Annotated in this window: 10 protein-coding genes; 4 read left to right on the top strand and 6 right to left on the bottom strand. The window is 67.2% G+C overall.

Features of this window, described 5'->3' with window-relative positions:
• Positions 1 to 145: 145 nt before the first annotated feature.
• Positions 146 to 1,003, bottom strand: a complete 858-nt coding sequence (gene fghA, locus C9J49_RS08035) for an S-formylglutathione hydrolase (RefSeq protein WP_046078195.1) — start codon at positions 1,001 to 1,003, stop codon at positions 146 to 148.
• A 128-nt stretch (positions 1,004 to 1,131) separates the two neighbouring features.
• On the bottom strand, positions 1,132 to 2,241 hold the full coding sequence (locus C9J49_RS08030) for an S-(hydroxymethyl)glutathione dehydrogenase/class III alcohol dehydrogenase (protein WP_035597919.1): 1,110 nt from the start codon (positions 2,239 to 2,241) through the stop codon (positions 1,132 to 1,134).
• A 134-nt stretch (positions 2,242 to 2,375) separates the two neighbouring features.
• On the opposite strand from C9J49_RS08030, the gene C9J49_RS08025 reads away from it, so the two are divergent.
• Positions 2,376 to 3,269 (top strand): LysR family transcriptional regulator, encoded by an 894-nt coding sequence (locus C9J49_RS08025; RefSeq protein WP_035597916.1) that lies wholly within the window; start codon positions 2,376 to 2,378, stop codon positions 3,267 to 3,269.
• 106 nt (positions 3,270 to 3,375) lie between these two features.
• On the opposite strand, the gene C9J49_RS08020 is transcribed toward C9J49_RS08025, so the two are convergent.
• Positions 3,376 to 4,755, bottom strand: coding sequence for an L-serine ammonia-lyase (locus C9J49_RS08020; RefSeq protein ID WP_035597913.1), 1,380 nt, complete (start codon positions 4,753 to 4,755; stop codon positions 3,376 to 3,378).
• Between the two features lie 159 nt (positions 4,756 to 4,914).
• Between C9J49_RS08020 and C9J49_RS08015 the strand changes: the two genes are divergently transcribed.
• Both C9J49_RS08015 and C9J49_RS08010 read left to right on the top strand, forming a co-directional pair.
• Entirely contained in the window at positions 4,915 to 5,880 is a 966-nt protein-coding gene (locus tag C9J49_RS08015; protein WP_046078196.1) for a LysR substrate-binding domain-containing protein, read from the top strand.
• Positions 5,881 to 5,917: 37 nt separating this feature from the next.
• Positions 5,918 to 6,559, top strand: a complete 642-nt coding sequence (locus C9J49_RS08010; protein ID WP_035597910.1) for a hypothetical protein — start codon at positions 5,918 to 5,920, stop codon at positions 6,557 to 6,559.
• Positions 6,560 to 6,680: 121 nt separating this feature from the next.
• On the opposite strand, the gene rpoD is transcribed toward C9J49_RS08010, so the two are convergent.
• The 3 genes from rpoD to rpsU all read right to left on the bottom strand — a co-directional run bounded on the left by rpoD (position 6,681) and on the right by rpsU (position 10,934).
• Positions 6,681 to 8,522, bottom strand: a complete 1,842-nt coding sequence (gene rpoD / locus C9J49_RS08005; RefSeq protein ID WP_035597907.1) for an RNA polymerase sigma factor RpoD — start codon at positions 8,520 to 8,522, stop codon at positions 6,681 to 6,683.
• Between the two features lie 233 nt (positions 8,523 to 8,755).
• On the bottom strand, positions 8,756 to 10,588 hold the full coding sequence (gene dnaG / locus C9J49_RS08000; protein ID WP_035597904.1) for a DNA primase: 1,833 nt from the start codon (positions 10,586 to 10,588) through the stop codon (positions 8,756 to 8,758).
• A gap of 130 nt (positions 10,589 to 10,718) precedes the next feature.
• On the bottom strand, positions 10,719 to 10,934 hold the full coding sequence (rpsU, locus tag C9J49_RS07995) for a 30S ribosomal protein S21 (RefSeq protein ID WP_013333229.1): 216 nt from the start codon (positions 10,932 to 10,934) through the stop codon (positions 10,719 to 10,721).
• Positions 10,935 to 11,212: 278 nt separating this feature from the next.
• On the opposite strand from rpsU, the gene tsaD reads away from it, so the two are divergent.
• Positions 11,213 to 12,250 (top strand): tRNA (adenosine(37)-N6)-threonylcarbamoyltransferase complex transferase subunit TsaD, encoded by a 1,038-nt coding sequence (tsaD, locus tag C9J49_RS07990; protein WP_107181593.1) that lies wholly within the window; start codon positions 11,213 to 11,215, stop codon positions 12,248 to 12,250.
• The last annotated feature ends 9 nt before the right edge of the window (positions 12,251 to 12,259 follow it).

The following is a 12,259-nucleotide window of genomic DNA, read 5'->3' as shown; positions in this document are numbered from 1 at the left end:
TCTCCCGGTACATCACGACAATGAGTCGCACACAGGCATGAAAACGTCGCCAAGGAACACGGTAGGCAGGAACGACAGGCGCCGCCTCGAGGAGGCGGCGCGCTGCGGGCCGCTGAGCGACCCGGCCGACAGGTCCCGGCGCGACTCAGTGCTGAGCGTGAAGATGCTCGGCGTGGTAGCGCAGGTGGTCGTCGATGAAGCTGGCGATGAAGAAGTAGCTGTGGTCATAGCCCGGCTGACGACGCAGGGTCAGCGGATGGTCGTGCTCGGCGCACACCGCCTCCAGGCGCTCGGGGCACAGCTGTTCCTCGAGGAAATTGTCGGCCTCACCCTGGTCGATGAACAACGGCTGGCGGGAGGCGCCGCGCGCCACCAGCTCGCAGGCGTCGTACTGGGTCCACTGGCTGACGTCCTCGCCCAGGTAGTTGCCGAAGGCCTTGCGGCCCCAGGGGCACTGGGCCGGGTTGACCACCGGCGCGAAGGCCGACACCGAGCGGTAGTGCCCGGGACGACGCAGGGCCAGGATCAGTGCCCCGTGGCCGCCCATGGAGTGGCCGCTGATGGCCTCGCGACCATTGACCGGGAAGTGCTGACGCACCACCGAGGGCAGCTCCTCGGCCACGTAGTCGTACATCCGGTAGTGGTCCTTCCACGGCGCCTGGGTGGCGTTGACGTAGAAGCCCGCGCCGGAGCCGAAGTCGTAGCTGTCGTCCTCGCCGGGCAGATTCAGCCCGCGGGGGCTGGTATCCGGGCAGACGATGGCGATGCCGAGCTCCGCGGCCAGGCGCTGGGCGCCGGCCTTCTGCATGAAGTTCTCGTCGGTGCAGGTCAGTCCCGACAGCCACCACAGCAGCGGGACCCGCTCGGTCTCCGCCTGGGGCGGCAGGTAGATGGCGAAGGTCATCTCGCAGTCCAGCGCCCGGGAGCGGTGGCGGTAGCGCTTGTGCCAGCCGCCGAAGCTGCGGTTGGCCGAGACCAGCTCGAGCTGTTCGGTCATGGTCATGAGCGACTCCTCATGGGGTTCGAGGGGTACCGGGCGTCGCGGTCGCGACGCCCGGTACCAGAGACGGGTCGTTCACTGCCGCTCGCGCGGCGACGGGGCTGCCCGCCCCGCGCGGCAGAGAACGCTGATCAGTAGTGCAGCACGGTGCGGATGCTTTCGCCCTTGTGCAGCAGCTCGAAGGCCTCGTTGATCTTCTCGAACGGCATGTCGTGGGTGATGAAGTCGTCGATGTTCAGCTCGCCCTTCATGTAGCGATCGACGTAGCCCGGCAGCTCGGTGCGACCCTTGACGCCGCCGAAGGCGGAGCCCTTCCAGACCCGGCCGGTGACCAGCTGGAACGGACGGGTGGAGATCTCCTCGCCGGCGCCGGCGACGCCGATGATCACTGACTCGCCCCAGCCCTTGTGGCAGCACTCCAGGGCCGAGCGCATGACGTTGACGTTGCCGATGCACTCGAAGGAGTAGTCGACGCCACCATCGGTCATGTCGACGATGACCTGCTGGATGGAGTCACTGTAGTCCTTCGGATTGACGAATTCGGTGGCGCCGAACTGCTTGGCCAGCTCGAACTTCTCCGGGTTCACGTCGATGGCGATGATGCGGCTGGCCTTGGCCATGACCGCGCCCTGGATCACGGCCAGACCGATGGCGCCGAGACCGAATACGGCCACGGTGGAGCCCGGCTCGACCTTGGCGGTGTTCATGACCGCGCCAATGCCGGTGGTCACGCCGCAGCCCAGCAGGCAGATCTTGTCCAGCGGCGCTTCCTTGGAGACCACGGCCAGGGACACCTCGGGCACCACGGTGTATTCGCTGAAGGTGGAGCAGCCCATGTAGTGATGCAGCTTCTGGCCGTCGAGGGAGAAGCGGCTGGTGCCGTCGGGCATCACGCCCTTGCCCTGGGTGGCGCGGACCGCCTGGCACAGGTTGGTCTTGCCGGACAGGCAGAACTTGCACTTGCCGCACTCGGCGGTATAGAGCGGGATGACGTGGTCACCGGGCTTGAGGCCGGTGACGCCCTCGCCCACTTCCTCGACGACGCCGGCGCCCTCGTGGCCCAGCACGGACGGGAACAGGCCTTCCGGATCGGCGCCGGACAGGGTGAAGGCGTCGGTGTGGCAGACGCTGGTGGCGGCCATGCGCACCAGCACTTCGCCGGCCTTCGGGCCTTCGACGTCGATCTCGGTCAGCTCGAGCGGCTTGCCCGCTTCCAGGGCGACGGCGGCGCGTGACTTCATGATTCATTCCTCTCAATGGGGTTGGCCTTCCCACAGTCTAGGCAAGACCGCATACTCGGATAAACTGCACTAAACGCATGACATTGTTGCCACTTGACAACAATCCAGCGCACCACCACCGGAGGACACACCGCATGCAACGCTGGGACCGCGTCGAGGCCTTCATCGAGGTCGTACGCCTGGGCGCCTTCAAGGCCGCCGCCGAACGCCTAAAGGTCTCGAGCTCCCACGTCAGCCGGCTGGTCAGTCAGCTGGAGAATCAGCTGGGCACCACCCTGCTCTATCGCACCACGCGACGGATTCGCCTCACCGAGGCCGGGCGGCTCTACTACCAGCACTGCCAGCACCTGTTCGAGGGCTTCCGCGAGGCCGAGACCGCGGTCAAGGAACTGCAGGACACCCCCACCGGCCTGCTGAGCCTGACCTGCGCCACCACCTTCGGTGAACGCTTCATCGCGCCGCTGGTGCATGACTTCATGTGCGCCAACCCCCGGCTCGAGGTGCGCATGCACTTCACCAACCGTCAGGTGGACATCATCGACGAGGGTTTCGACATCGCCATCCGCATGGGCCGGTTGCAGGACTCCTCGCTGATCGCCCGGCGCCTGTGCGAACGGCGCGAGTACGTGGTCGGCGCGCCCGCCTACTTCACCCGCGTCGCCCAGCCCCACAGCCTCTCGGAGCTGTCGCGCCACCGCTGTCTGGTCGGCTCGCGGGACTACTGGCGCTTCGACGTCGACGGCGTGCGCCGCGACATCCGTGTCGACGGCCCGCTGAGCGGCAACTCCGGGCCGGCACTGCTCGACGCGGCGCTCAAGGGCCTGGGGCTGGCCCAGCTACCGGACTACTACGTCGAGGAACACCTGGCCCGCGGCGAGCTGATCAGCGTGCTCGACGCCTATCGCCACGGCGACACCGCCGTGTGGGCCGTCTACCCCCAGCATCGCCACCGCTCGGCCAAGGTGCACCGCTTCCTGGACTACCTGGTCGCCCATATCGGCGACACCCTGCCGGCACGACGAGGCTGACGCAGGACAAAGCGAGCCGGATCACCCGGGACGAGACAAAAAAAGGCGCGCCACCCGAGTGGCGCGCCGGCAAGGACGGCACCCGCCGCCCGACAAAGAGACTGATTCAGCATTCGATGGCGTTGACCGCCAGACCGCCCTTGGAGGTTTCCTTGTACTTCTCCTGCATGTCGGCGCCGGTATCGCGCATGGTGCGGATCGCCTTGTCCAGCGAGATGAAGTGCTCGCCGTCGCCGCGCAGGGCCATCTGGGTGGCGTTGATGGCCTTCACCGAGGCGATGGCGTTGCGCTCGATGCAGGGCACCTGGACCAGGCCGCCAACGGGGTCGCAGGTCAGGCCAAGGTTGTGCTCCAGGCCGATCTCGGCGGCGTTCTCCACCTGGCCGGGGGTCCCGCCCAGCACCTCGGTGAGACCGGCGGCGGCCATGGCGCAGGCCGAGCCCACCTCGCCCTGGCAGCCGACCTCGGCGCCGGAGATGGAGGCGTTCTTCTTGCACAGGATCCCCACGGCGCCGGCGGTGAGCAGGAAGTCCACCACGCAGCGCTCGTCGGCGCCCTGCTGGAACTTCATGTAGTAGTGCAGCACCGCCGGGATGATGCCGGCCGCGCCGTTGGTCGGTGCGGTGACCATGCGCCCGCCGGCCGCGTTCTCCTCGTTCACCGCCAGGGCGAAGACGTTGACCCAGTCCATGGCGGAGAAGGTCGAGGCGATCAGGCTGCCGTCATCCTCGACGGCCTCGAGGCGGCGATGCAGGGCGCCGGCGCGGCGCTTGACGTTGAGCCCGCCGGGCAGCACGCCCTCGCCCTCGAAGCCCTTCTGCACGCAGTCCTGCATGGCTTCCCAGATGCGCCACAGCCCGGCGCGGATCTCGGCCTCGCTGCGCCAGGCCTTCTCGTTCTCCATCATCAGCTCGCTGATGCGCATGTCGTGCAGGCGACACAGCGCCAGCAGCTCGCCGGCGGAGTTGAAGTCATAGGGCAGCGCGGTGGTGTCGCTGTCGAGCTCGCCGCTGGCCGCCTGAGCCTCGTCGACCACGAAGCCACCGCCCACGGAATAGAAGATGTTGCGGTACAGTTCCTGGGAGTGGCCATGGGCCACCAGGGTCATGGCGTTGGGATGGTAGGGCAGACTCTCGTCGTGCCACTGCAGGTCACGCGCCCACAGGAAGGGGATCGCCAGATGACCGTCGAGCAGCAGGGTCTGGGACTCCAGCAGCTCCTCGATGCAGGGCGTGACGATGTCCGGGTTGATCGACTCGGGGCGCTCGCCCATCAGGCCCATGATGGTCGCCTGATCGGTGCCGTGCCCCTGGCCGGTGGATGACAGCGAGCCGTGCAGATGCACCTCGACCCGTGCCACCCGCTCCAGCAGGTCCTGCCGACGCAGTTCCTGCACGAAGTCGTAAGCCGCGCGCATCGGGCCGACGGTATGCGAGCTGGAAGGGCCGATGCCGATCTTGAACAGGTCGAAGACGCTGATGGACATGGGGAGGACCTCGGGCGGGGCCGGAACGTACCGACGCCGTCTTGTTGTCAGTTACACTAAAGCCAACTGGCTTTCGTTTGCCTTGGACCTTAATGTTGTCGCGACTCTCCCATCGCGGCAATCCAGAATATCTCGCCCACGCTATAGAATGACTAAACCATGAGCCGACTCCTCAATGCCCAGACCCACGCCTGGCTGAAGGTCTTCGCGGTCAGCGCCCGCCACCTCTCCTTCACCCGGGCGGCGGAGGAGCTGCACGTCACCACCGGCGCCGTCAGCCAGCAGATCAAGCAGCTCGAGGATCGCCTCGGCTTCAAGCTGTTCCGCCGCCTGCCGCGCTGCCTGGCGCTCACCGAGGAAGGCCGGCGACTGGCCTCGGTGGTCGACGAGGCCTACCAGGCCGTGGGGCTCGAGGTGAAGCGGCTGCGCAGCGGCGTGATGAGCGGCATCATCCGCATGCGCGTGGTGCCCTCCTTCCTCAACAAGTGGCTGATGCCCAGGCTGCCGCGCCTGCAGGCGCGCTTCCCCGACATCGAACTGCATATCCTCTCGGAGGACAGCAGCATCTCGCTGCGCGAGGGCGAGTTCGATCTGGCGCTGGACCTCAACGACGGCCACTATCCGGGCATGTCGATCACGCCGCTGATGGAGGAGACCATCTTCCCGGTCTGCGCCCCCTCGCTGATGCGCGGCCGTCCGCCGCTGCGCCGCCCCGAGGATCTGGCCTGGTACCCGCTGCTGCATGACGTCACCGCCTGGCGCGGCAGCCACGACTATGGCGAATGGGAGCACTACCTGCAGGCCATCAGCGCCCCGGACGTCAACGTGCGGCGCGGCTACACCTTCAACCGCAACCACCTGACCATGGAGGCGGCCCTGGCCGGCATGGGCGTGGCCATCGCGCGCCAGACGCTGATCACCAGCGAGCTGGACACCGGCGCCCTGGTGGCACCGTTCGACCAGCGCGTGGCGACCGGCATGCACTACGGTATCGTGCATGCCGCGGGCTCGCTGGACGATCGCCGGATCTGTGCGGTCCACGACTGGCTGCTGGAGGAGGCGCGACGCCAGCACCCGTCGCGTCACCCGGTGGTGGCAGACAGCGACCTCTCTCAAGACGTATAATTAGCTGACTCAATATTCTTCCGACAGAAGCCTGACCATGCCCGAACATTCCGCCGACCGAATCGCCTTCCGCTACCTGTGCCTGCGCGGCTTCGGCTACATGCTGCTGATTGCCGCGCTGCTCGAGATCGTGCTCTTCGAAGCCACGCACATGCCGGACCTGCGCTTCACCGAACGAGGCCTCACCGAGCCCCTGCAGTCGCTGCTGCTGCTGACCGGCACGATCATGGCACTCATCGCCCGCCGCCTGGACGACCGCCTGCCGCACCTCACCCTGCTGCTGATCGGCCTGCTCGGCGCATCGCTGATCCGCGAACAGGACGCCTGGCTGGACGAGTACGTCTTCGACGGCGCCTGGCAGATCCTGGTCAGCCTGCTGGTGCTGCCGATCCTGTTCGTGGTAATCCGCCACGGCCGCGCCTTCGCCGCCGAGCTCGAGCGCTATGCCATGACCTTCTCCGGCGGCCTGTTCGCCGCCGGCTTCCTCGGCACCTACGTGTTCTCGCGCCTCTACGGCCGCGGCGACATGTGGAAGGCCGTCCTCGGCGAGCACTACGTCCGCGTGTTCAAGGACGCCGCCGAGGAGGTCACCGAACTGTTCGGCTACACCCTGATGTGCATCGCCATGATCGAGCTGCTGCTGCTGGCCCGCCGCTGGCGCCGACAGCGCCTGGCCTGACGCCTCGACAACTCCCCCGAAACGACGATGCCCGCGGCCATGGCCGCGGGCATCGTCGTTTCGAGCAGGGCATTTCATGCGAAGAATGCCGGGGCCGGCGAACGGCCGGCCCGGTCGACGATCACTCGTCGAGGAAGGAGCGCAGCGGCTCGGAACGGGACGGGTGACGCAGCTTGCGCAGCGCCTTGGCCTCGATCTGACGGATCCGCTCGCGGGTCACGTCGAACTGCTTGCCGACCTCCTCGAGGGTATGGTCGGTGTTCATGTCGATGCCGAAGCGCATGCGCAGCACCTTCGCCTCACGGGCGGTCAGGCCGCCGAGCACGTTGCGGGTGGCCTCGATCAGGCCCTCGCCGGTGGCCGAGTCGATCGGCAGCACCATGGTGCCGTCCTCGATGAAGTCGCCGAGGTGCGAATCGTCGTCGTCACCGATGGGCGTCTCCATGGAGATCGGCTCCTTGGCGATCTTCAGGACCTTGCGCACCTTGTCTTCCGGCATCTCGAGGCGCTCGCCCAGCTCTTCCGGCGTCGGCTCGCGCCCCATCTCCTGCAGCATCTGGCGGGAGACGCGGTTGAGCTTGTTGATCGTCTCGATCATGTGCACCGGGATACGGATGGTGCGCGCCTGGTCGGCGATGGAGCGCGTGATCGCCTGACGGATCCACCAGGTGGCGTAGGTCGAGAACTTGTAGCCGCGGCGGTACTCGAACTTGTCCACGGCCTTCATCAGGCCGATGTTGCCCTCCTGGATCAGATCCAGGAACTGCAGGCCGCGGTTGGTGTACTTCTTGGCGATCGAGATGACCAGGCGCAGGTTGGCCTCGACCATCTCCTTCTTGGCGCGACGCGCCTTGGCCTCGCCGATGGACAGCCGACGGTTGACCTCCTTGATGTCGGTCACCGGCAGCTGGATCATCTCTTCCTCGAAGGCGATCTTGCGCTGGGAGCGCTGGATGTCGCCCTTGAAGACGGCAAGCTTGTCGGCGTACTTGGTCTGCTCGGCCATGAAGTCGTCGAGCCAGTCCTGGCGCGACTCGTTGCCGGGGAAGGCCTTGATGAAGGTCTTGCGCGGCACCTTGGCCTTCTTGACGCACAGCTGCATCACGGCCTTTTCCTGGGCCCGGATCTGCTCGACGCTGATGCGCACCTGACCGACCAGGCGCTCGAAGTGCTTGGGCACCAGCTTGATCGGCGAGAACAGCTCGGCCAGGCGGGCCAGCTCGGCCTGCGCCTGGGCGGAGCCGCGGCCGTTGGCGTCGATGGCCTGGCGGGCCGACTCGTTCTGCTCGCGGATCTGCTCGAAGCGGGCGCGGGCCTCTTCCGGGTCCGGGCCGCCGCCGCTGTCGTCCTCGTCCTCGGCGTCCTCGTCATCCTCGTCGGACGCCCCTTCGGCGACCACCGGCTCCTCGGGCACATCGGCCTCGGCGACGCCGGGGATACCCTCGTCGGGGTCGATGAAGCCGGAGAACAGGTCGGACAGGCGGCCCGGGGCCTCCTCATCCTGAGTGGCATCGTAGGCCTCGAGGATGGAGTCCACGGCGCCCGGCAGATAGGCCAGGGCGGACATCACCTCGCGGGTACCCTCCTCGATGCGCTTGGCGATCTCGATCTCGCCTTCGCGGGTCAACAGCTCGACCGTGCCCATCTCGCGCATGTACATGCGCACCGGGTCGGTGGTGCGGCCCACGTCGCTCTCCACCGCCGCCAGGGCCGCCACGGCCTCCTCGGCAGCCGATTCATCGGTGGAGTGATCGGCCATCATCAGGGTATCTTCATCAGGCGCTTCCTCGACGACATTGATACCCATGTCGTTGATCATGCCGATGATGTCTTCCACCTGATCGGGGTCGGCGATATCCTCGGGAAGATGGTCGTTGACCTCGGCATAGGTCAGGAAGCCCTGTTCCTTGCCGCGCGCGATCAACTCCTTCAGACGTGACTGCTGCTGCGCATTTCCAGCCATAGAAACCCTATCTCGACGAAGAAGAATGAAGCACCTGAAGCACTGAGGCGGAGAAAACTCGATAAGCCGAACAGTATAGCGGGTTTGACCGCCGTTTTGCCAGTTCGACGTATTTGCGCGGTCATTCAGGTGTGTTAGCGTGTCTGGTTGCGTTCCGCTCAGGGGACGCTGTCTATATGGTGATGGTAGGCGGAAATTCAAGTCCGGCGCCAATCGACGCCTCTCTCAGACCCTCACCCCTTGAGCTCCATCAGCAGCGCATTGAGCCGCTGCCGCTCCTCTTTCGACAGCGACTCGCCGGCCTGCATTCGAGCCAGCAGGGCGTCATACGCCTCCTGCGGCGACTGCTGCCGACGATGGCGCTGAAAATAAGCCACCCAGTTGTCGAGCTCGGTGCCGAGCAGCCCGCGCGGCACCAGCGGCGCCCGCCGGGCCAGCATCGCCAGGCGCTCGCCCTCCGGCGTGCCGTGAAAGTGCGCCAGCAGCACCTGAGGGCTGCGGTAGCCGCCGGCCCGTAGCAGGCGCACCACCTCGCGACACAGCCCGGCATCCGGATCGTTCTGGTCGCACCAGTCGTCGTCCTCGGGCAGACGCTCGACCAGCGACGGCTCATGCACCAGCAGCTGCAGCGCCCGAGCCATCTGCCCCAGGGACGCCGGACCGCCGGTCGTCCGCGCCCCCGCCGGCGCCTCGCCTCGGGGCGGCGCCTCATCCGCCCACTCCGGCGGCACGTCCGCGGTCGGCGCCTCGTCGACACTCTCGCCGCGGGACATCAGCGACTCGAAGCTTGACTGATCGACGCCGGTGCGACGGGAGAGTTCCGTCAGCAGCAGCGACTTCATCACCCCCTCGGGCAGGCGACCGATGGCCGCCAGCACCCGGCTGGCGAAGCGCTCGCGCTCCTCCAGCCGCTCCAGGTCGCGCCCCTCGGCGGCCTGCTCGAAGAGGAACTCCGACAGCGGACTGGCACAGGTGACCCGATCCTCGAAGGCCTCGGGACCCTCGCGGCGCACCAGGGTATCCGGATCCTCGCCATCGGGCAGGAACAGGAACCGCGCCTGACGGCCGTCGATCATCTGCGGCAGCACCGTCTCCAGCGCCCGGCTCGCCGCCTGGCGGCCGGCGCGATCGCCGTCGAAGCAGAACACCACCTCGTCGACCATGCGGAACAGCCGCCCGAGATGATCCTCGGTGGTGGCCGTGCCCAGGGTGGCCACCGCATTGCGGATGCCGAACTGGGCGAGCGCCACCACGTCCATGTAGCCCTCGACGATCACCAGTCGCTCGAGACGCGGGTTGGCCTGACGCGCCTCATAGAGGCCGTACAGCTCGCGCCCCTTGTGAAAGACCGGCGTCTCCGGGGAGTTCAGGTACTTGGGCTTGGCATCGCCCAGCACCCGTCCGCCGAAGGCGATGGTGCGGCCGCGGATATCGCGGATCGGAAACATCACCCGATCACGGAAGCGGTCGTAGGTGCGCCCGCTGTCCTCGCGGTGCACCAGCAGGCCGTATTCGATCTGCACCGGCTCGGCGATGCCCTGCTCGCCGAGATGCCGCTTGAGCGACTCCCAGCCGCCCGGGGCATAGCCGATGCCGAAGTCGCGCACGACCTCCGGCGACAGCCCGCGACGCTCGATATACTCCCGCGCGCCCTGCCCTTCGGGCATCTTCAGGCGCTCGCGAAAGAAGCTCGCCGACAGTTCGAGCAGGTTGACGCCTTCCTTGCGCTTGCGCTCGCGGGCCTGGGCCCGCGGATCGTCGGCGCCCTCGCGCGGCACCTCGAGCCCCAGCCGGGCGGCGAGATGTTCCACCGCGTCGGGGAAGCGCAGGTTGTCGTACTCCATCAGGAAGCGCAGCGCGTTACCGTGGGCACCGCAGCCGAAGCAGTGATAGAACTGCTTGTCGGCGCTGACGGTAAAGGACGGCGACTTTTCCTGGTGGAAGGGACAGAGACCGGAATGATTGCGTCCGGCCTTCTTGAGCTTGACCCGCTCGCCGACCACCTCGACCACGTCGACGCGAGCCAGCAGGTCATCGATGAAACGCTGCGGGATCTGACCGGCCATCAGGCAATCCAGTATGGGTTGAAAGCCAGGACCCTGAGAACGGGCGAAAAAACAAGCGGCCACCGAACGGCGGCCGCTTGGCGCTCCTCCCGAGTCGATCCGCTAGCCAGCGGTCCGACCCAAGTACGGATCAATAGAGCCGTTCGAAACGCTTGCGCTCACGCTGAAGCTTCTTGGCGTGACGCTTGACGGCGGCAGCCGCCTTGCGCTTGCGCTCTGCGGTCGGCTTCTCGTACTGCTCGCGACGGCGAACCTCGGACAGAACACCGGCTTTTTCACAGGAACGCTTGAAGCGACGCAGTGCGACGTCAAACGGCTCGTTATCGCGTACTTTAACAGAAGGCATTAAGCACTCACCTACCTTGAAAAACTTGAGTTCGGTTTGAACGCACGCCTTCAGGGGCGCTCGCCATGTCCCACTGACGCCGACGACCACGCGATGCGGGCCGAAACGATGGAAGGGAGAAACAGGGAGCCTGCCCCTGGGCGCACGACCCAGTCTTGCAGCGCAAAGTATTCTAGTCGTCGTACCACGACCATGCAAACCGTTTCGCGCCCCGCCCCTGCCGCCCAGCGACCAAAAGGCGTAGAATGGCGCCCTTTCCGCTGTACCGAGCCATGACCATGCGTGTACTGGGCATCGAGACCTCCTGCGACGAGACCGGCGTCGCCCTCTATGACACCGAGCGTGGCCTCGCGGCCGACGCCCTCCACAGCCAGATCGCCATGCACGCCGAATACGGCGGCGTGGTGCCGGAGCTGGCCAGCCGCGACCACACCCGGCGCCTGCTGCCGCTGATCCAGACCGTGCTCAGCGATGCCGGCGTGAGCCGTGGCGAACTGGACGCCATCGCCTACACCGCCGGCCCCGGCCTGGTGGGCGCACTGATGGTCGGCGCCAGCACCGCCCACGGCATGGCCCGGGCACTCGACATCCCGGTGCTCGGCGTGCACCACATGGAAGGCCATCTGCTGGCGCCGATGCTCGAGGACGCGCCGCCCGCCTTCCCCTTCGTGGCGCTGCTGGTTTCCGGCGGCCACACCCAGCTGGTCGAGGTCGAAGGCCTCGGCCGCTATCGCCTGCTCGGCGAATCGGTGGACGACGCCGCCGGCGAGGCCTTCGACAAGGCCGCCAAGATGCTCGGCCTGGACTACCCCGGCGGCCCCGCCGTGGCGCGCCTGGCCGAGACCGGCGACCCGACGCGCTTTCGCTTCCCGCGGCCGATGACCGACCGCCCCGGGCTGGACTTCAGCTTCTCCGGACTCAAGACCCATACCCTGACCGCGATCCGCAAGCTCGAAGCCGACGGCGAACTCGATGACGCCGCCCGCGCCAACGTGGCCCGCGCCTTCGAGGAGGCCGTGGTCGACACCCTGGTGATCAAGTGCCGCCGCGCCCTCGACCAGACCGGCCTCAAGCGGCTGGTGGTGGCCGGCGGCGTCAGCGCCAACGCCCGCCTGCGCGAGCGCCTCGGCCTCGAGACCGCCAAGCGCAGCGCCGAGGTCTTCTATCCTCGCGGGCGCTTCTGCACCGACAACGGGGCCATGATTGCCTATGTGGGCGCCCAGCGCCTGCTGGCCGGCGAGCACGACACCGTGGGGCAGATGCAGGCCGTACCGCGCTGGCCGATGGACGGGCTCGAGCCGCCGGCCGGGCGCTGAAAGCTGGAA

Source organism: Halomonas sp. SL1 (assembly GCF_003030865.2).
GTDB lineage: Bacteria > Pseudomonadota > Gammaproteobacteria > Pseudomonadales > Halomonadaceae > Halomonas > Halomonas halophila.
The sequence above is the reverse complement of the archived record's forward strand: the minus strand, read 5'-3'. Positions and strand labels throughout refer to the sequence as shown.

What these genes read in the sequence shown, in the direction of transcription:
- fghA (WP_046078195.1), bottom strand. Translation starts at nt 1,003, where the DNA reads ATGACCATGACCGAACAGCTCGAGCTGGTCTCGGCCAACCGCAGCTTC.
- C9J49_RS08030 (WP_035597919.1), bottom strand. Translation starts at nt 2,241, where the DNA reads ATGAAGTCACGCGCCGCCGTCGCCCTGGAAGCGGGCAAGCCGCTCGAG.
- C9J49_RS08025 (WP_035597916.1), top strand. Translation starts at nt 2,376, where the DNA reads ATGCAACGCTGGGACCGCGTCGAGGCCTTCATCGAGGTCGTACGCCTG.
- C9J49_RS08020 (WP_035597913.1), bottom strand. Translation starts at nt 4,755, where the DNA reads ATGTCCATCAGCGTCTTCGACCTGTTCAAGATCGGCATCGGCCCTTCC.
- C9J49_RS08015 (WP_046078196.1), top strand. Translation starts at nt 4,915, where the DNA reads ATGAGCCGACTCCTCAATGCCCAGACCCACGCCTGGCTGAAGGTCTTC.
- C9J49_RS08010 (WP_035597910.1), top strand. Translation starts at nt 5,918, where the DNA reads ATGCCCGAACATTCCGCCGACCGAATCGCCTTCCGCTACCTGTGCCTG.
- rpoD (WP_035597907.1), bottom strand. Translation starts at nt 8,522, where the DNA reads ATGGCTGGAAATGCGCAGCAGCAGTCACGTCTGAAGGAGTTGATCGCG.
- dnaG (WP_035597904.1), bottom strand. Translation starts at nt 10,588, where the DNA reads ATGGCCGGTCAGATCCCGCAGCGTTTCATCGATGACCTGCTGGCTCGC.
- rpsU (WP_013333229.1), bottom strand. Translation starts at nt 10,934, where the DNA reads ATGCCTTCTGTTAAAGTACGCGATAACGAGCCGTTTGACGTCGCACTG.
- tsaD (WP_107181593.1), top strand. Translation starts at nt 11,213, where the DNA reads ATGCGTGTACTGGGCATCGAGACCTCCTGCGACGAGACCGGCGTCGCC.